General features: G+C 75.2%; 17 protein-coding genes and 1 pseudogene. 9 read left to right on the top strand and 9 right to left on the bottom strand.

Features of this window, described 5'->3' with window-relative positions; genetic code table 11:
• Positions 1-112: 112 nt before the first annotated feature.
• On the bottom strand, positions 113-3,292 hold the full coding sequence (locus tag ACF073_RS09425; RefSeq protein ID WP_392067961.1) for a cytochrome P450: 3,180 nt from the start codon (positions 3,290-3,292) through the stop codon (positions 113-115).
• 205 nt (positions 3,293-3,497) lie between these two features.
• On the opposite strand from ACF073_RS09425, the gene ACF073_RS09420 reads away from it, so the two are divergent.
• The gene (locus ACF073_RS09420) at positions 3,498-4,139 is read left to right on the top strand and encodes a LuxR C-terminal-related transcriptional regulator (protein ID WP_392067960.1); all 642 of its coding nucleotides are present in this window, start codon (positions 3,498-3,500) and stop codon (positions 4,137-4,139) included.
• Here ACF073_RS09420 and ACF073_RS09415 read toward each other — a convergent pair.
• The gene (locus tag ACF073_RS09415) at positions 4,067-5,074 is read right to left on the bottom strand and encodes a DUF3626 domain-containing protein (protein WP_392067959.1); all 1,008 of its coding nucleotides are present in this window, start codon (positions 5,072-5,074) and stop codon (positions 4,067-4,069) included. The genes ACF073_RS09420 and ACF073_RS09415 overlap by 73 nt on opposite strands.
• A 91-nt stretch (positions 5,075-5,165) precedes the next feature.
• Here ACF073_RS09415 and ACF073_RS09410 point away from each other — a divergent pair, with 91 nt between their 5' ends.
• The 4 genes from ACF073_RS09410 (at position 5,166) to ACF073_RS09395 (ending at position 9,540) form a co-directional block, all read left to right on the top strand.
• Positions 5,166-5,660 (top strand): FBP domain-containing protein, encoded by a 495-nt coding sequence (locus ACF073_RS09410; protein WP_392067958.1) that lies wholly within the window; start codon positions 5,166-5,168, stop codon positions 5,658-5,660.
• Between the two features lie 81 nt (positions 5,661-5,741).
• Positions 5,742-6,995 carry an aromatic acid exporter family protein gene (locus tag ACF073_RS09405; protein ID WP_392067957.1) on the top strand — a complete coding sequence of 418 codons (1,254 nt, stop codon included), beginning with the start codon at positions 5,742-5,744 and terminating at the stop codon, positions 6,993-6,995.
• Between the two features lie 46 nt (positions 6,996-7,041).
• A complete protein-coding gene (locus ACF073_RS09400) occupies positions 7,042-8,157 on the top strand; it encodes a hypothetical protein (RefSeq protein ID WP_392067956.1) in 1,116 nt (371 codons plus the stop codon).
• A 144-nt stretch (positions 8,158-8,301) separates the two neighbouring features.
• The gene (locus tag ACF073_RS09395) at positions 8,302-9,540 is read left to right on the top strand and encodes a lactonase family protein (protein WP_392067955.1); all 1,239 of its coding nucleotides are present in this window, start codon (positions 8,302-8,304) and stop codon (positions 9,538-9,540) included.
• Here the strand turns inward: ACF073_RS09395 and ACF073_RS09390 are convergent.
• Together ACF073_RS09390 and ACF073_RS09385 are read right to left on the bottom strand one after the other, a co-directional pair.
• Entirely contained in the window at positions 9,508-10,233 is a 726-nt protein-coding gene (locus tag ACF073_RS09390; protein ID WP_392067954.1) for a DUF2470 domain-containing protein, read from the bottom strand. The two genes, ACF073_RS09395 and ACF073_RS09390, sit on opposite strands and share 33 nt — an antisense overlap.
• Before the next feature lie 80 nt (positions 10,234-10,313).
• Positions 10,314-10,922: a TetR/AcrR family transcriptional regulator gene (locus tag ACF073_RS09385; protein ID WP_392067953.1), complete on the bottom strand. Its 609-nt coding sequence runs from the start codon at positions 10,920-10,922 to the stop codon at positions 10,314-10,316.
• Between the two features lie 119 nt (positions 10,923-11,041).
• On the opposite strand from ACF073_RS09385, the gene ACF073_RS09380 reads away from it, so the two are divergent.
• On the top strand, positions 11,042-12,742 hold the full coding sequence (locus ACF073_RS09380) for a cytochrome P450 (RefSeq protein ID WP_392067952.1): 1,701 nt from the start codon (positions 11,042-11,044) through the stop codon (positions 12,740-12,742).
• Positions 12,743-12,802: 60 nt separating this feature from the next.
• Here the strand turns inward: ACF073_RS09380 and ACF073_RS09375 are convergent.
• The 5 genes and pseudogenes from ACF073_RS09375 to ACF073_RS09355 all read right to left on the bottom strand — a co-directional run.
• Positions 12,803-13,434: pseudogene (locus tag ACF073_RS09375) on the bottom strand (pentapeptide repeat-containing protein); the annotation flags it as partial.
• A gap of 79 nt (positions 13,435-13,513) precedes the next feature.
• Positions 13,514-14,743 (bottom strand): glycosyltransferase, encoded by a 1,230-nt coding sequence (locus ACF073_RS09370; RefSeq protein ID WP_392067950.1) that lies wholly within the window; start codon positions 14,741-14,743, stop codon positions 13,514-13,516.
• A complete protein-coding gene (locus ACF073_RS09365; RefSeq protein WP_392068895.1) occupies positions 14,740-15,540 on the bottom strand; it encodes a MerR family transcriptional regulator in 801 nt (266 codons plus the stop codon). Before ACF073_RS09365 ends, ACF073_RS09370 begins: the two co-directional genes overlap by 4 nt.
• Before the next feature lie 412 nt (positions 15,541-15,952).
• A complete protein-coding gene (locus ACF073_RS09360) occupies positions 15,953-17,254 on the bottom strand; it encodes an alpha/beta fold hydrolase (protein WP_392067949.1) in 1,302 nt (433 codons plus the stop codon).
• Positions 17,255-17,352: 98 nt separating this feature from the next.
• Positions 17,353-18,378, bottom strand: coding sequence for a LacI family DNA-binding transcriptional regulator (locus ACF073_RS09355; RefSeq protein WP_392067948.1), 1,026 nt, complete (start codon positions 18,376-18,378; stop codon positions 17,353-17,355).
• Between the two features lie 716 nt (positions 18,379-19,094).
• Here ACF073_RS09355 and ACF073_RS09350 point away from each other — a divergent pair.
• The 3 genes from ACF073_RS09350 to ACF073_RS09340 are packed head-to-tail and all read left to right on the top strand — an operon-like array spanning position 19,095 to position 21,963.
• Positions 19,095-19,850 (top strand): (Fe-S)-binding protein, encoded by a 756-nt coding sequence (locus ACF073_RS09350; RefSeq protein WP_392067947.1) that lies wholly within the window; start codon positions 19,095-19,097, stop codon positions 19,848-19,850.
• The gene (locus ACF073_RS09345; protein ID WP_392067946.1) at positions 19,847-21,325 is read left to right on the top strand and encodes a LutB/LldF family L-lactate oxidation iron-sulfur protein; all 1,479 of its coding nucleotides are present in this window, start codon (positions 19,847-19,849) and stop codon (positions 21,323-21,325) included. Before ACF073_RS09350 ends, ACF073_RS09345 begins: the two co-directional genes overlap by 4 nt.
• Entirely contained in the window at positions 21,322-21,963 is a 642-nt protein-coding gene (locus ACF073_RS09340; protein ID WP_392067945.1) for a lactate utilization protein C, read from the top strand. Before ACF073_RS09345 ends, ACF073_RS09340 begins: the two co-directional genes overlap by 4 nt.
• Positions 21,964-22,032: the final 69 nt, after the last annotated feature.

Below are 22,032 nucleotides of genomic sequence, written 5' to 3'. Positions count from 1 at the left end.
TTACCCCAAGCCTTAGTTCATGCTGTGAGCTAAGACGGAGCGCGCACGGCGCCGTGCGGGACCCTCCGGACACGCTCCCGAGACTCCCGCACGGCCCCCCTCCCCCCGCGGCTCAGCCCGCCGCGTACACGTCCTCCACGTAACGCCCGTCCGCCGCCAGCGCGTCGAGCCACCGGCGGGCCGCCGCCTCGTCGGCGCCCGGGGTGCGTTCCCGGTACAGGGTACGGAACGCCGCGCGGACCCCGGGTGCCATGCGGGCGCCGTCGCCGCACACGTACACCCGCGCCCCGGTGGCCAGCAGCCGCCAGACCTCGTCGGCCTCGGCGGCGATGCGGTGCTGCACGAAGGCGGCCCCGTTCTCGGGGGCGGCGCTGAAGGCCGGGCGCAGCGACACCGCGCCGGCCCGCTCGGCGGCTCGCAGCTCGGCGGCGTGCAGATAGTCGGCGTCGGGCGCGTCGCAGCCGAAGTAGAGCAGTGCGGGCGGCAGTTCCGCTCCCCGCGCCCGGGCCGCCGTCCGGTCGGCGACGACCCCGCGGAAGGGGGCGAGGCCGGTGCCCGCGCCGACCATCACGACGGGGGCGGCGGCGTCGATCCGGAACGCCTCGCGGCACGGCTGGACCCGGGCGTACACGGTGTCGCCGGGCCGCAGGGAGGCGAGGTGGCCGGAGCCGGTGCCGCGGTAGCGGCCCTTGCCCGAGCGGGCGGGGGCGTCGAGCACGGACACCATGAGGTCCGCGTGCCGGGCGTCGGCCGCGGGGGCGGAGGAGATCGAGTAGGGGCGGGGGCGCAGCGGGGTCAGCAGGTCGAGCAGGAGCGGCCAGTCGAGGGCGCCGCGCAGCGCGGGGTGGTCCTCGGCAAGCTCCACCAGGGTGCGCGGGTCGTCGTCGGCGAGGGCGGCGAGGGCGGCACGCTCGGGCGGGCAGGGGTTGGCAGCGGCGAGCAGGGCCCGCCGCTCGCCCGCCGGACGGTCCTGCAACTCGACGTGGTGCGTCAGGAGCTGGCGCACGGTCAGCGGGCGGTCGACGGCGAGGCCGCCGCGGCGCGGGCGGTCGGCCCTGATGTCCAGGACGGCGTCGGCGTCGAGGCCGAACGCGGCGACGACGCGGTCCACCAGCTCCGGGGCGTTGGCGGGCAGCACGGTCAGATGGTCGGCGGTCCGGTAGTCCACGCCCTCGGGCAGGGCGATGCGCAGGAACCGCTTGGTGCGCGGGTGGCCGGGGGCCGTGAGGTCGTACGCCTCGGTGACCGTCATCGGGAGCAGTCCGTGCCGTTCGGCGAGCGCGTCCAGCGGGCCGCCGGTCAGGGTGCGCACCGCGTACGTGCGGGCGGGCTCGGCCGGTGCGCCGGCCCCCGCGTCCGGGTCGCCGTACTGCTGGAGCAGCGCGGTGCGCAGCCGGCCGGTGAACTCCCGCACGGTGCCGGTGAGGTCGCCGGAGGCGTCGGCGGCGGCGCGGGCGGTGAGCCGGGTGGCGCCGAGTTCGGCGAGGCGGGCGTCGACCCGGGTGGGGACCTGCTGGTAGGTGGCGGCCCAGTTGCGGTCGCCGACACCGAGGACGGCGTAGGTGACGCCGGTCAGGTCGGGGGTGGCGTCGAGCCAGGCGGTGAAGGCGACGGCGTCGTCGGTGGGACGGCCGTTGTAGGAGGCGGCGGTGATGACGACGGGGCGGTCGGCGGGCAGTGCGCCGGCGAAGTCGTCCAGGGCGGCGACCTCGGTGGCGCAGCCGACGGCCGCGGCCTCCTCGGCGAGCCGGGCGGCGAACTCCCGGCAGGTGCCGTAGTTGCTGCCGTGCAGGAAGAGGGCGCGGGTGCCGGGGCGGACCCGGGCCGGGAGGGCGTCCGGGGCTGGGGTGCCCGCGGCGGGCGCGGGGGCGGCGCCGGGCAGGGCCGGGTGCACACGGTCGGCGGTGGTGCGCGGGGTGAGGGTGAGGGTGAACCCCTCCGGCTTGAGGGTGAGGGTCTCCTTCACCGAGAGCGCGTAGCCGGCGTGGTCGTGCAGCCGGTAGCGGTGCACCAGCAGGGCGAGCAGCATGGTCGCCTCGTGCAGGGCGAACTGCCGTCCGATGCAGGCGCGTTCGCCGGTGCCGAAGGGCTTGAAGGCGTGCACCGGGCGGGCCGCCTCGGCCTCGGGGGTGAACCGCTCGGGGTCGAACAGCTCCGGGTTGTCGCCCCAGACGGGCCGGCGGTGCAGCATCGGCGCGAGCACGGTCACGGCCTGCCCGGCGCGCAGCGGGATCCGCCCGCCGAGCAGGGTGTCCTCGCGGGCCTGCCGGCTGAACGCGGCGGCCGTCGGCCACAGCCGCAGCGCCTCGTTGAGGACCTGGCGGGTGTAGGTGAGCCTGCCGATGTCGTCGTACGTCGGCTCCGGGTCCGGGGTGTCGCCCCACAGCGCGTCGACCTCGCGCCGCACGAGCCGGAGCACGGCCGGGTCCTTGGCGAGGTGGTAGAGGGCGAAGGACATCGTGCCGGAGGTGGTCTCGTGGCCGGCGATCAGGAAGGTGATGACCTGGTTGCGGATGTTCTCCGGGTCCAGGGTGGTGCCGTCCGCGGGGTGAGCGGCGCCGAGCATCAGCCCGAGCAGGTCGTCGGCACCGCTCTGGTCGGTACCCGTGCGGGTGGCGATGACGTCGTCCACGACCCGGGCCAGGTAGCCGGCGTCCCGCCGGAACGCCGCGTCGGCCGCCGTGTGGTCCTGGCCCGGGGTGCGGGCCAGGCGGGTCATGCTCCACTCCAGGCAGCGGACCATCGCCTCCACGAAGGGGTGCGGCTCGTCGCGTGCGAAGGAGCCGAAGTCGTAGTCGAATCCGGCGAGTCCGATGGTGTCGAGCGTCATCCGGGTCATGTCGTCGGGCACGTCCACGGGCCGGCCGGTCCGGGCCGCGCCGTCCCAGGCGTCGATGAGCCGCCGGGCCACCTTCAGCATCACGGGGTGGTAGGTGCGCATCGAGCCGAGGGCGAAGGCGGGCATCAGGATGTCGTGCGCCTTGGCCCAGTTGGGCTCGTCGTTGTAGGCCGTGAACAGTCCGTCGGCGGCGAACTCGCGGACGTTCTGGAGGGCGGGTCCGACGTGTTTGGCGAACCGCTCCTCGTCGGCCAGATCGGCGACCAGGTCCGCGTCGGCGACGAAGAGCACGTCCCGGCCGTGCAGCCGGCGCACCAGCACCGGGCCGTGGACCCGCATCAGCTCCATGACCTGCTGGATGGGGGTACGGCCCGGGCCGGTGGCGGTGATGTCGACGACGGGGACGCCGGGCAGGGTCCCGGACGGTGCGGCGTGCTGTGCGGTGGGGGGCATGGCGCGACAACTGCCTTTCGCGGTAAGCGGACGACTGCGCTCCAGCGTGCTCGACCGGCGGTCCGGGCCGGTGCCATGGCACTACACGATCGTGCAGTGGAAATTCCGCCGCCGGTCTTGCGCCGCCCGGCCCGGCGCGCGTTCGCCGAGTTGCCGCTGACCTGTCGCTTCCTCTTTGATGGCGGGCGGCGGACCGGGAGGTGGGATGGACGCGGGGCGCTCCGAGGCGGTGGTCTGGCGCAACCGCGCGCTGCTGGTGTTCGACCGGGTGTCGGTACCGGTGGCCGTGTGCGACGTGTACGGCCAGGTGGTGCTGGCGAACCCGGCGATGGCCACGGAGTGCGGTACGACGCCGGGCGGGCTGCGCGGCCGGCAGGTGCTGGAGCTGTTCCGGCCGCAGGAGGCCACGCAGGTGGAGCGGATCGCCGAGGCGCTGCGGCTGCGGCACCGCTCCCGCTACCAGGTGTCGGTGTGCTGGCGGGCGCCCGGCGGGGCCGAGCGGTACGGCGAGCTGACGGCGGACCCCGTCAGCGACCGGGTGGAGGAGACGCCGGCCCTGCTGGTGATGCTGCGGGTGCTGGGCGAGCGCCGCGCGCCGGAGCCGGAGCGGGCCACCGCGGTGGAGCGGCAGGTGCTCGCGCTGCTGGCCGGGGGCGCCACCACCGCGCGCGTCGCCCGCGAGCTGGGCCTCAGCAGGGACGGCGTCACCTATCACCTGCGGCGCCTGTCGGCGCGGTGGGGCGCGGCCAACCGCACCGAGCTGGTCGCCCGCGCCTACGCCGTGGGGGTGCTGGCCCCCGGAGTGTGGCCGCCCGCGGCGGGGACCGCGGAGTCCGAGGCTCCGTAACCGGTGGCCCCACCGCGGACGGCGGCGCCTTCCGCCGTCGCGGTGTACCCCGTTCCGGCACCTTCCGCCGTCGCGGTGTACGCCGTTCCGGCGCCCTCCGGTGCCCCGAAACGGGCCAGCGTGTGCCACACCTTCTTCAGATCCTGGAGCTCGTACCGGCCGCCGCGGGCCGCGTCCCCGATGACACGCGGGGTGATGACGCCGTCCTCGGCGATGCGGGCGCCCAGCTCGGCGTAGCGCGGGCCGCGGTAGCCGGCGTGCCGGCGCAGCGCGGTGACGGTGAGCCGGTAGCCGGGGTGCCAGGCGAGCGGGACGGGCAGGGCGCGGGCGGCCGCCTCCACCGCCGTGCCCCGGTAGCCGGCGTCCAGCACGAGCACCTCCGCGTCCCGGTCGAGCCGCACACCGCCGTGCACATGGGCCTCGATGTAGTCGTCGAGGGCGTCCCGCTCGTCGGCCTCGGCGAGCGGGACGAGGGGCATGGCGGCGGCCACGCCGAAGTCGGTGGGCTCGGCCGCGCTGTCCGGGTAGCAGAAGGTGGCCCGGGCCAGGACGGCGGCGGACAGTCTGAGGTACGAGGAGCCGAAGCGGGGGGCCGCGCCGACCACCTGGCGGCGGAAGTCCAGCGCGCCGTAGACGGGACGCTCGGCCGGGTCCGCGTCGTCGTACGCGCCGCCGAAGATCCGGCTCTCCCAGCGGGTCCGCTCGCCGCCCGGGTGCGCGGTCAGGCCGCCGTTGCCGGTGCCCGTGACGAACTGGGAGAAGTACGCGCCGTCCCGGGCCAGCGACTGGAGGATCGGCAGGCCGCCGGAGCCGCGGTCGGGATGGAAGTTCAGGGTGATGCGCAAGCCGGGATCGACCGGCGGTCCGGACGCACCGGTCGCCACATGCTCCAGCGCCCGCCGGGCACGCGGCGACGGCCCCCACCTGAAATCCATTGGCCCACCCCTCTGTGACTAAATAAGATAGCCATACACCTAGACCCTCTAGGTACCGGGCAGGGCACCGGATCCCGGAAGGACTCCCCCCATGAAATCGCTCACCGAGCAGGACATCCGCAACTCGTTCGTCAACTGCACCAAGGGTGAGGCCAAGCGCCTGGCCGTCCCGCGCGACCTCGGTGAACGGCCGTGGGACGACCTGGACTTCCTCGGCTGGCGTGATCCCGGCGCCCCCGACCGCAGCTATCTGGTCACCGAGCGGGACGGCCGGCTCGCCGGTGTCGCCCTGCGCTTCCCGCCCGCGCAACGCGGCTACCTGCACCGCAGCATGTGCTCGGTGTGCCTGACCACCCATCCCGGCGGAGGCGTGTCACTGATGACCGCGCGCAAGGCGGGGGCGGCGGGCCGCGAGGGCAACTCGGTGGGCCTGTACATGTGCACCGACCTGGCGTGCTCGCTGTACGTGCGCGGGAAGAAGGTCCCGGAGTCCGGCGCCCGGTTCGAGGAGAGCCTGACCCTGGAGGAGCAGATCACCCGCGCGAAGGGCCACCTGGCCGCCTTCGTCGACAAGCTGTACGCGTAGCGGGCCCGCGCGCGGTGCGGCCGGAAACAGCCCGCAAACGGCCACGTTCGGTCCCCCCGGGGAACGGGAACAGGCCAAAGGATGCGCGATCTACGAGAGTGGCCCGAGGGACTGCTGCGTCTGGTGCGGCGCCGCCGTGAGCCGGTGGTCGTCCAGACGCTTCGTTCGGCGGCGGCGGCGACGGTCGCCTACGTCATCGCGCTCCGGCTGAGTCCCGAGCCGGCCCCGCTCACCGCTCCGCTGACCGCACTGCTGGTCGTCCAGGTGACCTTCTTCGCCACCCTCACCAACGGCATCCGCCGGGTGAACTCGGTGGTCGCGGGTGTGCTGGTCGCCATCGCCTTCAGCGTGCTGGTGGGGCTGACCTGGTGGAGCCTCGCGCTGCTGATCGTCGCCTCCCTCGCGGTGGGGCACCTGGTGCGCGTCGACGAGTACGTGGCCGAGGTGGCGATCAGCGCCATGCTGGTGCTCGGGGTCACCACGGTCGGGTTCACCGCGTGGGCGCGGATCGTGGAGACGCTGATCGGCGCGGTCGTCGGCACCGCCTGCAATCTGCTGCTGCCGCCGCCGGTGTGGGTGGACGAGGCGGGCCGGTCCATCGAGGACCTCGCCCGGCGGGTGCGCCGGCTGATGCTGCGGATGGGCGAGGAGGCGGCGGGCCGGACACCCTGGCAGCGGGCGGCCGAACGGCTGCACGAGGCACGCCGGCTCGACCACGACATCGTGCAGGTGGACGCGGCGCTGCGGCAGGCCGAGGACAGCCTGCGGCTCAATCCGCGGGTCAAGGAGGGGCTGCTGCACCGGGTGGTGCTGCGCACCGGCCTCGACACGCTGGAGATCTGCACCGTGGTGCTGCGGGTGCTGGCCCGCTCGCTCACGGACCTGGCGAAGGCCCGGGGGTCCCAGGAGCTGTTCTCGCCCCGGGTGGGGGCCACCGTGGAGCAGCTGCTGTCGGAGATCGCCGACGCGGTGGTCAGCTTCGCGGTGCTGGTGACCACCCAGCTGAGCGAGAACGCCGAGTCGGCGGAGGCCCGGCTGACGGCCGAGCTGCACACGGCGGCCGGCACCCGGGACCGGCTGGCCGAGCTGCTCCGGGAGGAGGTCAGCGAGGACTGGGCGAACTGGCAGCTGCTCGGGGCCGTGCTCACCGAGACGACCCGGATGATCGACGAGCTGGACACCGAGCACCGCACCCGCCGCCTCTTCGAGGAGCTGGACCGGGTCTCCCGCCGGCACCGCACCAAGCTGCCCCGGATGACCCGGCTGCGCGAACGCCTCGGTGTCCAGGAGGAGCTGTGGCGGAACCGTGCGGGGGTCGGTGAGCGTTCTCGGTGAGGAGGTGCCGGGACGGGGCCGGCGCGGAAACGGAGGGGGCGGGCCGATGACCGGATCCGGGGTCCGGATCGACGGGAACACACTGCGGCTGCCGGGCGGGGTGGCGGTGCGGTTCGTGCGCACGCTGCGGCTGCCGGAGAACGGCACGCATCCGCTGCCGCCGGGGCTCGGCGAGTTCCCGGTCCGGCGGGTGGCCGACCACGCCGACCGGGTGCCGCCAGAGTGGCTCCGGCGCGGCGGCGTGATGCTGCCGGTGTATCTGCGCGAGGCGATGTGGCTGAGTTTCGCGGGCACGGCGGAGCCGGCCGCGCTCCAGGTCGGCGTGGGCAAGGTGTGCGCGGTGTCCGGCGAGCCGTGGCGCGACCGGCTGTCCGGGCGCCCGCAGAACTATGTGGTGCTGCCCCGCCAGCCCTGGCTGGACGGCATCAACTCCGGCAAGGGCACGGTCCGCCAGTTCGTGGCCGTGCCGCTGGGGCTCGGTGCGACCGTGGAGGGGCAGGTCACCGGCGAGGAGGTGTGGGGCGGGGTCCAGCTCCAGTCGTTCCGGCTCCGGGAGGGCGCGCTCGCCGAGTGGCGGCGCCTGGAGCGCGAGCGGGAGCGGCGGCTGCGGACGGGCCCGGCGGGCGTGTCGGGCGGCTTCGGCGCGGTCCCGCCGCCGAGCGCGGCGGCCCCCGGAGGCCCCGGGCAGGCCGGGCCGCCCGGATCGCCGCCGCCCGCGCCCGCCGCGTCCTACGGCGCTCCCCCGCCGCCGGCCGGGGCGGCCCCGCGGCGGGCGGCGGCCATGGGGCTCGGCGTCGGCGGCTCGATGCGGCAGGAGGTCTACCGGGACGACCGGCCGCTCGGCGACTGGTCCGAGGAGCCGGCCGGGCGGGTCTTCGTCCACCTGGTCACGCCCCCGGAGTGGCGCCGGATCACCGGCGAGGAGCCCCCGCCGTCGCCGGTGGACCGGGCGGCGTACACCCGGGCGGGCCTGCCCTGGTACGACTACTACGACGACGATGACGCCGCCGAGGATCTCGCCCCCACGGACGCCCTGGGGGACGTGCGGCCGGCCGGCGAGTGGCTCGGCGACGACCTGGACGCGTGGCAGTCGCCGTCCGCCGGCCAGGTGACCCCGCTGAAGGACGCGCCGGGCAAGCCGGTCGAGGACGGCGAGTGGTAGCACCGCCGTCGCCGCACCGCCCGACGCCCTGACGGCCCCTCCGGGTTGCGCCCCCCGCAATGCCTGTTGCCCGGCTTGCCCTCGGCGGCGGCTGCGGGCCAAGGTTGCTGTCACGAGCGGGCGACCGACGACCTGAGGTGCGGCATGGACACGGAGGCACGGGCGGCGGGAGAGGGATCTCCGCCGCCCCGGCGCGGCCGGGAGCACGGCGGCGGCTGGACCAGGCGCCGGTTCATCGGGGCAGCGGCGGGTACGGCGGCCGTCGTGGCGGTGCCGGCCCCGGCCGCCCCGCCCGCCGGGACTCCGGCGACGGACAGCGGCCCGAAGGCCGCCGCACCATCCCGCGAGCCGGCCGGACCGCGCCCGCTGTACGTGGGCACCTACACCTCCGTCGACGGCGGCGGCACCGGCATCGGCCTGGCGTCGTACGATCCGGGGTCGGGCCGGATCACCGGCTCGGGCACGCTCACCGGGGTTCCTGACCCGTCCTACCTGGCCGTGCACCCGGACGGCCGCACGCTGTACGCGGTGGACGAGCGGGAGGACGGCGGTGTGACGGCCGTACGCCTCGCGGACCGGCGCGTCCTGGGCACCCGGAGCACCGGCGGCGCGGCCCCCTGCCATCTGTCGGTGCATCCCGGCGGGCGGTGGCTGCTCAGCGCGAACTACGGGTCCGGCAGTGTCGCCGTGCACCCGATCGACGCCTCCGGCGCCCTGGGCGAACGCACCGCCCTGGTCACGCACGGCTCCCCGGCGCCGGGACCCGGCCAGCAGGGCCCGCACGCGCACCAGTGCGTCACGAGCCCCGACGGCGGGCACATCCTCGCCGTGGACCTCGGCACCGACACCGTCTACACCTATCGCCTCGACCCGGCGAAGGGCACGCTCACCGAGGTGGCGCGGGCGCACACCCGGCCCGGCGCGGGGCCACGCCATCTGACCTTCCACCCGGACGGCCGGTACGCCTACCTGGCCAACGAGGTGGACGACACCGTGGCCGTCTGCGCCTACGACCCGCGGTCCGGCAGGCTGACCATCGGTGATCCGCAGCCGACCGGGTCGGACGGCGGCACGAACTATCCGGCGCAGATCCTGGTGACGGCGAACGGCCGGTACGCCTTCCTCGCCAACCGGGGCCACAACAGCCTCGCGCGGTTCGCCGTCGAGGCCGACGGGGCCCGGCTGCGGCTGCTCGGCACGGTACCGGTCGGCGGGGACTTCCCGCGGCAGATCGCGTTCGCGCCCGACGGCCGGCTGCTGTTCGCGGCGAACCAGCGCTCCGGCACGGTCACCGTCTTCCACGTCGGCGCGGACGGCGGAGAACTCCGTCCGGCCGGCGGGCCGTTCCCGTCACCCGTCGCCGTCTGCGCGCTGCCGCTGTAGCGCGCGCGGGCAGGCGGCGGCGCTCGCCTGGGCCAGCAGGACGTGCATCCGCTCGGTGAGCTGGGTGACGTCGTCGGCGGGCGCGTGGAAGGGCAGCCGTACGTCGCCGTGGGCGCGGCTGCGTTCGATGCGCAGGGTCAGTCCGTGCCGGTCGACGGCGAGCGGCACCACCCGGGTCGCGGCGTGCAGGCTCTCGGGGCGCACCAGGCGGGTGAGCCGCTCGACGGCGTCCGGGTGGGCGTCGGCGAGATGCGTGAGCAGGTGGGCCTCGGCGCCGGCCAGCGGGTCGGGCCGGGCGGCGGTGAAGTCGTCCAGGTCGATGACCACGGGCCCGGAGGACTGCCGGAGCACCACCCGGGTGGGCCGGAAGAGCAGCGCGTCGCCGGACGGGGCGAACCAGCCGGAGAGCCAGAGCCGGGCCCGGACGCGGTTGCGCACCGGTACGGGGGCCACGTCGGCGAACTCCAGCAGGGCGGAGGGCTCCTGGCGCGGGGCGCACAGGGCCGCGGCGAACAGACCGCTGTCGTCGGGCACCGACAGCCGCACCCGGCCGTCGTCGGTCACGGTGTGCGCGCCGACGTACTCCTCGCGGACGCCGTCCGCGGTCACCGCGCACGACCACGCGGCGGCCAGCACCGAGCGGGCCCGTTCCGCCGCGCCGGGGGCGGCCGTCCAGTCCTGCGTGTCACCCATCCGAGACCTCCTAAGGTAAGCCTTGCCTAACCTACCGAAGATCCGGGCGCACGCCAACCACGCCGCACCGGCGGACAGGGCTACGCGAGGACGCCCAGCAGGGCGCGGGCACACAGGTCGCGCACCTGTTCACGACTCAACCCGCCGTCCCCGCGGAGCCATTCGAGGCAGACGGCGGTGGTGAAGGCGAGCCAGCCGCGCACCGCGAGCCGCACCTCGGGAGCGGCCTCGACGACGGGCCCGAACTCGGGATCGGCGGCGAGTGCGGCCAGGATCTGCTTCTCCTGGGCGGCCAGTGCCGTCCGGTAGACCCGGCGGACCGTCTGGTCGCCCGCCGCGTCGGCGCGGTGGAAGGCACGGAAGCCGTGGGCGTGGGCCTGGACGTAGCCGAGGTAGACGTCGAGGCCGGCGGCGAGCTGCTCGCGCGCCGGCACGCCGGGCACGGCCTCCGTCATCCGCAGCATGCGGGTGCTCTCCCGCTCCACGACGGCGGCGAAGAAGTCCCGCTTGGTCGGGAAGTAGTGGTACAGCAGTCCGCGCGAGACTCCGGCGATCTCGGCGACCTGCTCGATCCACACCTCGTCGTAGGGGCTCTCCGAGAACAGCCGCGCACCGACCGACAGCAGCTGCTCACGGCGCTCCTCGGTACTGAGTCTGCGCCGGGCGCGCTCCCCCTGGTTCGCGGGCATGGCGTCACTTTACTTGACGTCGGTTCAACAACGGGACCACACTGGAGCGTTATTGAACCCACGTACAACACGCGCGCGGCACAGCTTCAACCATCCGCTGGATCAAGGGAGATCGCGTCATGGCGGAGACGACGGGGACGACGGACACGACGGATTCCAGCCGGGCCGCGGCGACCGGGGGGTCCGGGTCGAGCGGCCTGCCGAAGGGTTTCCGGAGCGCCGAACACGGCTGGCCCGAGCTGCACCGCATCCCGCATCCGCCGCGCCGGCTGCCGCTGCTCGGCGATGTGCTCGGCGCCGACCGGCGCCGGCCGCTCCAGGACTCCGCGCGCTTCGGGCGCACCCTGGGCCCGGTCTTCCGGCGCCGGGTCTTCGGCAAGGAGTTCGTGTTCGTCTGGGGGGCGCGGCTGGTGGCCGATCTGGCCGACGAGTCCCGGTTCGCCAAGCACGTCGGGCTCGGCATCGCCAATCTGCGTCCGGTGGCCGGGGACGGCCTGTTCACCGCCTACAACCACGAGCCCAACTGGCAGCTGGCGCACGACGTCCTGGCTCCCGGGTTCAGCCGGGAGGCGATGGAGGGCTACCACGGCATGATGCTGGCGGTCGCCGACCGGCTGACCGACCACTGGGACCGGCAGCTGGCGGCCGGCCGCACGGTGGACGTGCCCGGCGACATGACCCGGCTGACGCTGGAGACGATCGCGCGGACCGGCTTCGGGCACGACTTCGGCTCCTTCGAGCGGGACCGGCCGCATCCCTTCGTCACGGCGATGGTCGGCACGCTCAGCTACGCACAGCGCCTGAACAGCGTGCCGGGGCCGCTGGTCCCGCTGCTGCTGCGCGCCGCCGCACGGCGCAACGCGGCCGACATCGCCCACCTCGACCGCACGGTCGACGGCCTGGTCGCCGCCCGGCGCCGCTCCGGCGGCGGCGAGGGCGACCTGCTGGACCGGATGCTGGCGACCGCGCACCCGGTGACCGGGGAGAGACTGTCGGCGGAGAACGTGCGCAAGCAGGTGATCACGTTCCTGGTGGCGGGCCACGAGACCACTTCGGGCGCCCTCTCCTTCGCCCTGTACTACCTCGCCCGGCACCCCGAGATCGCCGCCCGGGCCCGTGCCGAGGTGGAGCGCGTCTGGGGCGGGACCCTGCGGCCCGGCTACGAGCAGGTGGCCAAGCTGCGCTATGTCCGCCGGGTGCTGGACGAGTCGCTGCGGCTGTGGCCGACCGCGCCCGCCTTCGCCCGCGAGGCCCGGCAGGACACGGTCCTCGCCGGGGAGCATCCGATGCGCCGGGGCGCCTGGGCCCTGGTCCTGGCGACGATGCTGCACCGGGATCCGGAGGTGTGGGGCGAGGACGCCGAGCGGTTCGACCCGGACCGCTTCACCGCCGCGGCCGTCCGGGCCCGGCCGCCGCACGTGTTCAAGCCCTTCGGCACCGGGGCGCGGGCCTGCATCGGCCGCCAGTTCGCCCTGCACGAGGCGACCCTGGTCCTCGGCCTGCTGCTGCGCCGCTACGACCTGCACGCCGACCCCGGCTACCGGCTGACGGTCACCGAGCGTCTGACCATGATGCCGGAGGGGCTGCGGCTCCGCCTGGAACGCCGTGCCCCGGCACCGGAGTCCGGCCCGAGCGCGGCGGCCGGGTCCGCGCCGGACCGGGCCGCGCGGCCGGCGACCGGCGCCGTGCCGGACGGTGCCGCCGACGCCGGCCACTGCCCCGCGCACACCGCCGAGGAACCGGTCACCGTCCCCGGCGGCGGCTCCGGCCCCGCCGAGCGGTCAGCTCCCGGCTGTCCGATGCACCGGACGCACGACTGACTCCGGCACCGCCCCGCACCGGCCGCCGTCCCCGGCAACGCACCCGGAGCGCCCCCGGGTTCAGCTCCCGGCGGTCCAGTGCGCCGGACGCGCGACCGAGTCCGGCAGTGCGGTGCCGGTGAGGTCCGCGCCGGTCAGGTCGGCATCGCGCAGGTCGGTGTCGATCAGGTCCGCGCCGCGCAGATCGGCACCGGTGAGGTCGGCGGCGATCAGGCAGGCCCCGTACAGGCTCGCCCCGCGCAGAGCGGCGCCCTTGAGCGGGGCACCGATGAGGTCGGCGCCCCGGCGGTCCATGCCCTTCCCCATTGCCGCCGGCAGCGGCCCGGACCAGTTCGCTGGGTGCGCGGCAGGAGGACGTCGACGTCCTGCCGGTGCGCCGCCGCGTCCAGCGCGGCCAGTTCGCCGGGAGTCTGCCGGGTGAGCCGCTCGGTCTCCTCCGGCGGCTGCCGCAGCGCGGGGTGGCCGGCCCGGGCGGCGGGCGGGGTGAGCTCCTCCGTTAAGTACTAGAGCAGCTCGTGCACCTGCCGTACCACCGCGAACGCGTCGAACATCCGCCGCGCGTTGCTCCTCGGCCCCGTTCGGCCAGTCCTGCCCGCCGAAGGTGACCTGTGAGACCTGCTGGCGCCGGCGCCGAAGCAGTCGTGGACCGTGCAGCCGGTGAAGCCCTTCTGCCGCGCAGTCGCCGCGCAGCGCGGAGAGTTCGGTGGTCTGATCCGGTATACCCCGCCCCGTACTGACCCGGGGTACCGCCCGGCTCGTCCCCCGGAGCCGTCACGCGGAGGCGGTGCCGGCCCGGGCCACCCGCTCGATCGCCCTGAGCACGCGGGCCGCGCCGTCCTCGCCGCCCATGTGCCGGGCGGCCCGCCCTGCGGCGGCGGTGTACGCCTGCCGGGTCGTGACGAGGCCGAGTGCGGCGGCGAGCCGTTCGGCGGTGAGGGCGCGCAGCGGGAGCGGGGCGGGAGCGGCGCCCAGGGCGGCGAGCCGGGTGGCCCAGAACGGCTGGTCCGCGGTGACCGGCACGGCGACCGCCGGCACCCCCGCGCGCAGGGCGGCTGCCGTGGTACCCGCCCCGGCGTGGTGGACCACGGCGGCCAGCCGCGGGAACAGCAGGGCGTGCGGCACATCGCCGACGGCGAGGACGTCGTCCCCGTCGGCGGCGAGCCCGGCGGCTCCCGACTGGAGGATGCCGCGCAGCCCGGCCCGCCGCAGCGCCGCCACGGCGATCCCGCCGAGCCGCTCCCCCTCCCCCGCCGCCATGCTGCCGAAGCCGACGAGGACGGGCCGGGGCCCGGCCCGCAGGAAGTCCTCCAGGGCGTCGGGCAGCCGTTCCCCGGGGCCGACGTGCGGCCAGAAGGTGCCGGCGACCTCCAGGCCCGGCCGCCAGTCGGCGGGGCGGGGCACGAGGGCCGTGCTGAAGCCGTGCAGCACGGGCCAGTCGGCCCGCTCCCGGCGGCGGCGCATCGCGGCGGCGGTGAGCGGGGGCAGCCCGAGCGTGCGGCGCAGCTCGGTGACCGCGGGCTCGTAGACCCGGTCGGTCATGCGCAGGGCGAAACGGCCGGCCGCCCGGTTGCCGGCCCGGCCGAGCGACCGGGCGCCCGTGACCACCGGCGGGAAGTCGCCGGTCGGTGCGGCCGGCTGGAGGTGGACGCCGAGGCTGGGGAGGCCGGTGGCTTCGGCGAGGTGCCAGCCGAGCGGGGTGGTCGTCGCCGACAGCAGCAGCAGATCCGTGCCTTCGGCGACCGCATCGGCGAAGCCCCGGCCGAGTTCCGTGACGAAAGCGGCGGCCGTGCGCATCAGTTGCCGCCGGCCGGTCGGTCCGCCGTGCGCCCGGGGATCGCCGGGCAGCCGCCGGAAGCCGAGCCCGGCGCCGTGGGCGAGCGGGGCGAAGCCGTCGGTGGCGGCCAGCGTCACCTCGTGCCCGGCGCGGGCCAGTGCGGCGCCCAGGCCGGTGTAGGGCGCGACGTCGCCGCGTGATCCGGCCGTGGCGATCAGGATTCTCATGGTTGCTCCTCGGGATCGGTGCACAAGCCCGCCCGGCGGGCGGCGTTGGCGCGGACCGCCTCGCACAGATAGGCGGCGAGGCCGGGCCGCTGCTGTGACGGCGGAACGAGGAGGGCGAAGGCGCGCGGGTCGGCGGTGAGGTCCTCCAGGATGCGCCGGTGCGTGTCCGGCGGGCAGGGGGTGAACCAGCGGACCAGGTGCCTGCGGTGCTCCTCGGCGAGGTCCATGGCCCGCTCGCCGTCGGCGGGCGCGTCCGCGTCGACGGCGTCCAGCAGCTCGGTCCGCCAGGCGGCGGCCTCCTTCATCAGCTGCCGCCAGTCCTCCTTGGTGTGCGCCCGGGCCCGTGCCATCGACGCGCGGTAGACGGCCGAGTCCTGCCACTTCAGCTGTGCCTCGGTGGCGTAGCTGAGGTCGAAGGAGATCTCGCCGAAGACCTCGAAGCGTTCTTCGGGAGTGAGTGTCAGCCCGGTCCGCTGTACCTCGATGGCCTGCTCGGCCACCTCCGCCAGGCGTTCGAGCCGGGCGATCTCCGCGCGCAGCCGCCGCTGCCGGTCCCGCAGCTGGTGCAGGGCGTTCGCCGCCGGGTCCCGCAGGATGGCGGCGATCTCGTCGAGCGGGAAGCCCAGTTGCCGGTAGAACAGGATCTGCTGCAACCGGGCCAGGTCCGCGTCGCCGTAGCGGCGGTAGCCGGCGGGGCTGCGTTCGCCGGGCGAGAGCAGCCCCGCCTTGTCGTAGTGGTGCAGCGTCCGCACGGTCACGCCGGCGAACTTCGCCACCTGCCCCACCGAGTAGCCCATGTCCCCGCCCTTTCGTCCGGTCACAGCCTTGAGCCTGACGTAAGGGGAGGGTCAACTCCGCGGCGGCCCCCGGGGCGCGGGGGTACGGGCCCGGTGCGGTCGACGCCTCGACGGGCGCACGGTTCGAGCCGTGAGCGCACGGCCCGCTCCGGACCGGCGTGGCGTCGACAGCGTGTCGGCGGGCCGCCGCGCTGGAGCGGCGCGAGCCCGTGCGCGATCACCCCATCGCGGTGATGGGGGCCCGGTGCTGACAGCGACGGCCGCCGAGCGGCCGTACCTCCAGCCCGTCGGGGTGGCCGTCACGGTCGGGGCGCCGCCCTGCCGGTCGTCGGGCCGGGGGCCGCTGACCGGTGGTCTTCGCGCCGGTCAGGGGCGGCACCGCATGCCGCCGCTGACCGGCGGGCGACGCGCGTCAGGCCTCGTCGCGGGCGAGCGCGAGCAGCCGGTCGAGGACCCGGGGCGCTCCCGCGCGCAGGCCGTCGTGCTCGAACTCGTTGGTGACCCAGGGGCGCAGGCCGCGGATGGCGCGGGCGGTGTCCAGGGAGTGGGCGGTGTCGACGTACATGTCGTCGTGGTAGACGGCCGCGGCGACGGGGACCTCGTTGGCGGCGAGGCGGGCGGGGTCGTACAGCGGGGTCCAGTCGGTGCGGGCGGCGAGCAGTTCGGCCGTCTCGGCGAGCGGGCGCAGCGCCGGGTCGGCGTCGAACATCCAGGGGTGGACGGTCTCGCCGGTGAAGAGCACGGGGCCGTCGCCGGCGAGCGCCTTGGCCGCGTCGAACTGCGGGAACTCGGCGCGGACGCGTTCGGCGGCCCAGCCGGTGGGACGGGCGTCCTGGCCGTAGATCGACTCGTGGACGAGGGCGTAGAGGGGGTGCGCCGCGTGCGACAGGAGGCTCTGGGCCTGTTCCTGGAAGGCGTCGGCGAGGTCGAGGCCGCCGGGGGTGCGGACGAAGGCGTCCTCCAGCAGGTGGTGCAGCCGGTGGCTGCCGTCGCTCGCGCCGAGCATCAGGCCGAGGGACTGGAAGGCCTCGACCGTGAAGCGGTAGCCGTTGGGCAGCACCACGTCGCGGGTGAGGAGGTGGTCGGCGATCCGGCGGGCCCGCTCCACGTCCTGCGGATAGCGGGCGTAGTGGGCGGCGACCTTGCGCTCGACGCGCGGGTAGGCGGCCCGGTAGACGTCGTCGGCGTGGGCGTGCAGCGAGGGCAGGCCGCCGGTGATGAGAGCGGTGTCGACGCCCTCGGGGGCGAGGGAGAGGTACGACACCGCGCAGAAGCCGCCGAAGCTCTGGCCGAGCACGGTCCACGGGGCGCCGCCGGTGACCTCGGTCCTGACGGCCTCGCAGTCGCGGACGATCGCGTCGGCGCGGAAGCGAGTGAGGTAGTCGGCCTGTGCGGCGGGGCCGCCGCGCAGCGGGAGCGTCTGCCGGGTGGCGGGCGTGGAGCGGCCGGTGCCGCGCTGGTCGAGGAGCAGGACGCGGTAGTCCTTCAGGGCCCGGTCGAGCCATGCCTGACGCCCGACGAAACGATTCGCCCCGAATCCGGGACCGCCCTGCAGATACACCAGCCAGGGCAGGTCCTGTCCAGCCCTGTCGCTCGCCACCGCCTCACGGGCGTACAGCTCGATGGTCTCGCCGCCCGGGTCGGCGTGGTCGAGGGGCACGGTGAAGTGGCGGTCGGTGAGGACGACGCCGGGCTGGCGGTAGCTGAGGCTCAAGGGGGCTCCCGGGACGGACGAGGCGGACGCGTCCCAGTTCAGCACATGACCGGGCGCGGGCCGAGCCCCGGGATCGTGCATTGTTACTGAACTCGGGGTCAGCGCGCGACCGGGCTGGAACGGCGCACCACCAGCTCCGGTTCGAGCACCACCCGGCGGTGCTCGTGCGTCCGTCCGCCGTCGCCCTGCTCGGCCTCCTCCAGGAGCAGTTCGGCGGCGAGCGCGCCCAGGGTGACGGCGGGCTGGCGTACGGAGGTGAGGGGGACGGCGGCAGCGGCGGCGAACTCGATGTCGTCATAGCCGACGATCGCCAGTTCGTCCGGGACGATGATGCCCGCCGCGTACACGGCCTGGAGCACGCCGAGGGCGAGCAGGTCGTTGGCGCAGAACACGGCGGTGGGGCGGTCGGCGAGGCCGAGCAGCCGGGCGCCCGCGTCCCGGCCCGCGGCCACGTCGAGGCGTTCGGTGGGCAGTTCGCGCAGCGCCTCGGGGCCGAGGCCGGCCTCGGCCAGGGCGCTCAGCGCGCCGGTGCGGCGGTCGCGGACCTGGTGGAGCCAGGGCGGACCGCTGACGTACGCGATCGAGCGGTGCCCGGCGTCCAGCAGATGGCGCACGGCGAGCGCGCCGCCCGCGACGTCGTCCACGGAGACCGAGCACTCGGCGGCGCTCTCGGCGACCCGGTCGACCAGCACGAACGGGATGCCGTGCCGGCGGAAGGCGGCGAGGTTGCGGCCGGTGGCGTCGGCGGGGGTGAGCAGTACCCCGCGCACCCGCTGCTCGGCGAAGAGCGACAGGTACTCGGCCTCCTCGGCAGCGTTCTGCGCGCTGTTGCACACCATCACGCCGAGCCCCGTCCGCCGGGCCGCCCGCTCGGCGCCGCGTGCCACGTCCGCGAAGAACGGGTTGCCCATGTCGAGCACGAGCAGCCCCATGATCCGGCTGCGGCCCGCCCTGAGCTGGCGTGCCGACTCGCTGCGGACATAGCCGAGCCGGTCGATCGCGGCCAGCACCCGGGCCCGGGTCTCGTCGGCGACGGTGTCCGGGCGGTTGATGACGTGGGACACCGTGCCCACGGACACTCCGGCGTCACGGGCGACGTCCTTGATACCCACCGACTGGGCCATCGGGCTTCGGACCTCCAGGGAACGGCTGCGGCGGGAAGACCTTCACATTATCGTCACGTCGGCAGGGCGACGCCGGCGTCGCGCGGCGCGGAAGGCGCCGTCCCCGAGCCGAGTCCCCATCGACCACCACCCCACCTGAGGCGGGGCGCGCTCGCGCGGACGACCGTGCACGCCGGTGCCGGACTCGGTCCGCGCTGGTCCGCTCCCCCAGCGCGCTCCACGCCAACCACCGTGCCCGGCACGGTGGTTGACACCGCCGCCGGAGCCGCCCGAGCGGCGGCCGAGCCGGAGCGGGCCCCAGGGTGCGGGAGGAACCGCGGTAGGCGAGCACGGGTCCGTCCGGGCTCCGCGGTACGGCGAGCACGGGTCCGTCCGGGCTCCGCGGTACGGCGCCGGCGGCGGACGGGGTCCAGGCGGACGCCGCGGGCCGCCCGGGAGTCCGGCGACGGACCCGGCGTGGCGGAAGCCGTGGCCGCACGCACGGACTCACCGGCGATCGCGCCGCATCGTCCGGCCCCCCGCCGGACCCCGCACCGTCCGGCCCCCACACCGTCCGGCCCCGCCGGTCACCCGGCCGCTCCCCCGGTGCGCGCCGCGCCGCCGGCCACCCGCTGGGGCCCCGGGCCCGGCTCGCCGTGCGGTGAGCCGCGGTCTCCCGTGGAAGGGGCCCGCCGACTACCCTGCACTCGTCCGATGACCCACACCGAGGAGCCGCGATGCGTGTCGCCCTGTTCCTGACCTGTGTCAACGACACGCTGTATCCGGACACCGGCCGTGCCGTGGTGAAGCTGCTGACCAGACTGGGTGTGGACGTCGACTTCCCCACGGCCCAGACGTGTTGCGGACAGGCGCACTACAACACCGGCTACCGGCATGAGGCCGAGCCGCTGGCCCGGAATTTCTCCGATGTCTTCGGGGAGTACGACGCGATCGTGACCCCCTCAGGGTCGTGCGCGGCGATGGTGCGGGAGCTGTATCCGCGGATGGGCGAGCGGGCCCGGGCCGAGGGCCGCGGGGACCTGCTCGCGCGGACGCTGGCGCCGGTGGTGCCGAAGACCTACGAGCTGACGGAGTTCCTGGTGGACGTCCTCGGGGTGACGGACGTCGGCGCCTGCTACCCGCACCGGGTCACCTACCATCCGACCTGCCACGGACTGCGCGGCCTCGGGCTCGGCGACCGGCCGCTCCGGCTGCTCGGGGCCGTGCGGGGGCTGGAGTTGGTGGAGCTGCCGGGAGCCGAGGAGTGCTGCGGATTCGGCGGGACGTTCGCGCTGAAGAACCCCGACGTCTCGGCGGCGATGGGGGCCGACAAGGTGCGCGGCGCCGAGTCGACCGGCGCCGAGGTGCTGTGCGCGGCCGACAACTCCTGTCTGATGCACCTCGGCGGGACCATGACCCGGCTCGGCACGGAGCTGCGGCCGGTGCACATCGCGGAGATCCTCGCGAGCACGGAACAGGAGCCGGCGCTGTGAGCGGGACGTTCGTGGGGATGCCGGCCTTTCCGAAGGCCGCGCACGACGCCGTCGGCAATCCGACGCTGCGCGGGAATCTGCGGCATGCCACGCACACCATCCGCGCCAAGCGGGCCAAGGCCGTCGCCGAGGTGTCCGACTGGGCGGCGCTGCGGGAGGCCGGCAAGCGGATCAAGGACCACACCCTCCGGCATCTCGACCGCTATCTGGTCCAGTTGGAGGAGGCGGTGACCGCGGCCGGCGGCACGGTCCACTGGGCGGCGGACGCGGACGAGGCCAACCGGATCGTGGCCCGGCTGGTCAAGGAGACCGGTGAGTCCGAGGTCGTCAAGGTCAAGTCGATGGCCACGCAGGAGATCGGGCTCAACGAAGCCCTGGAGGCGGAGGGCATCCGCGCCTACGAGACCGATCTCGCCGAGCTGATCGTGCAGTTGGGCAACGACCGCCCCTCGCACATCCTGGTGCCGGCGATCCACCGCAACCGGGGTGAGATCCGGGACATCTTCCGCGCCGAGATGGGCGCGTGGGGCCGCCCGGCCCCGGAGGGCCTGACGGATACGCCCGCGGAACTCGCCGAGGCCGCCCGGCTGCATCTGCGGGAGAAGTTCCTGCGGGCCAAGGTCGGCGTCTCCGGTGCCAACTTCATGGTCGCCGAGACCGGCACCCTGGTCGTCGTGGAGTCCGAGGGCAACGGCCGGATGTGCCTGACCCTCCCCGAGACGCTGATCTCGGTCGTCGGCATCGAGAAGATCGTGCCGACCTGGCGGGACCTGGAGGTCTTCCTGCAGACCCTGCCGCGCTCCTCCACGGCCGAGCGGATGAACCCGTACACGAGCATGTGGACCGGCACGGCGGACGACGACGGGCCGCGCGCCTTCCACCTGGTCCTGCTCGACAACGGCCGCACGGACGCGCTGGCCGACCAGGTCGGCCGCCAGGCCCTGCGCTGCATCCGCTGCTCGGCCTGCCTGAACGTGTGTCCGGTGTACGAGCGGGCCGGCGGGCATGCCTACGGCTCGGTCTACCCGGGCCCCATCGGTGCCATCCTCAGCCCTCAGCTCCGCGGCACGGCGAGCGAGATCGACGCCTCCCTGCCGTACGCGTCGAGCCTGTGCGGGGCCTGCTACGAGGTGTGCCCGGTCGCCATCGACATCCCCGAGGTGCTGGTGCATCTGCGGGAGCGGGTGGCTGAGGGCGGCCCGGCGGTACGGCAGGGCAACAGGGTGGTGCTCCGGCCGGCGAAGGGGCACGCGGCCGAGCGGGCGGCGATGCGGGCGGCGCGCTGGGCGTTCGCCCACCCGGGCGCCCTGCGCGCGGGCCAGCGGCTGGCCTCCCGGACCCGCCGGCTGCTTCCGCGCACCCTGCCGGGCCCCGGCCGGGCCTGGACCGGCACCCGGGATCTGCCGGCGCTGCCGGCGGAGCCCTTCCGGGACTGGTGGGAACGCACCCGCGGTGGAGAGGACGGCGGCGAGTGAACAGCAGGGACCGGATCCTGGGCCGGGTGCGGCGGGCGCTCGCGGACGTGGCACCGGACGAGCGGCCCTACGAGGAGGCCGTGGTCCGCGACTATCTGCGCGCGCACGGGGAGCGGTCCGCCGCGCGGACGGTGGAACTGCTGGCGGAGAACCTGGCGGACTACCGGGCGATCGTGCACCGCGCCGACGCCCAGGAGCTTCCGTACCTCGTCATGCGGCTGCTGAGCGAGCGCGGCGCGCAGGAGGTGCTGGTGCCGCCGGGGCTGCCGCCGGAGTGGCTGTCCGCCGCCGATCCCGTGCGGATCCCCGACCGGGCGGCGAGCACCGCCCAGCGCCTCGACCGGGTGGACAGCGTGGTGACGGGCTGCGCCGTGGCGATCGCCGAGACCGGCACGATCGTGCTGGACGGCTCCCCCGACCAGGGCCGGCGCCGGATCTCGCTCGTCCCGGACCACCACATCTGTGTCGTCCGCGTCCCGGACCAGGTCGTCTCCTCCGTCCCGCAGGCCCTGGAACGCCTCGATCCGGCCCGCCCGTCGACGTGGATCTCGGGACCGTCGGCCACCAGCGACATCGAACTGGACCGGGTGGAGGGCGTGCACGGCCCCCGCACGCTGGAAGTGATCCTGCTCCGCTGAGCGCACCCCTCGAATCCCGCCATGGCGCGGGCCGCCGGCCCGCCGGACCGCTCCCGCTCTCCGCTCCCT

The organism is Streptomyces sp. NPDC015171 (assembly GCF_043079545.1).
In the GTDB taxonomy this organism is placed as follows: Bacteria; Actinomycetota; Actinomycetes; order Streptomycetales; family Streptomycetaceae; genus Streptomyces.
This window is presented reverse-complemented; position numbering and strand designations above follow the sequence as displayed.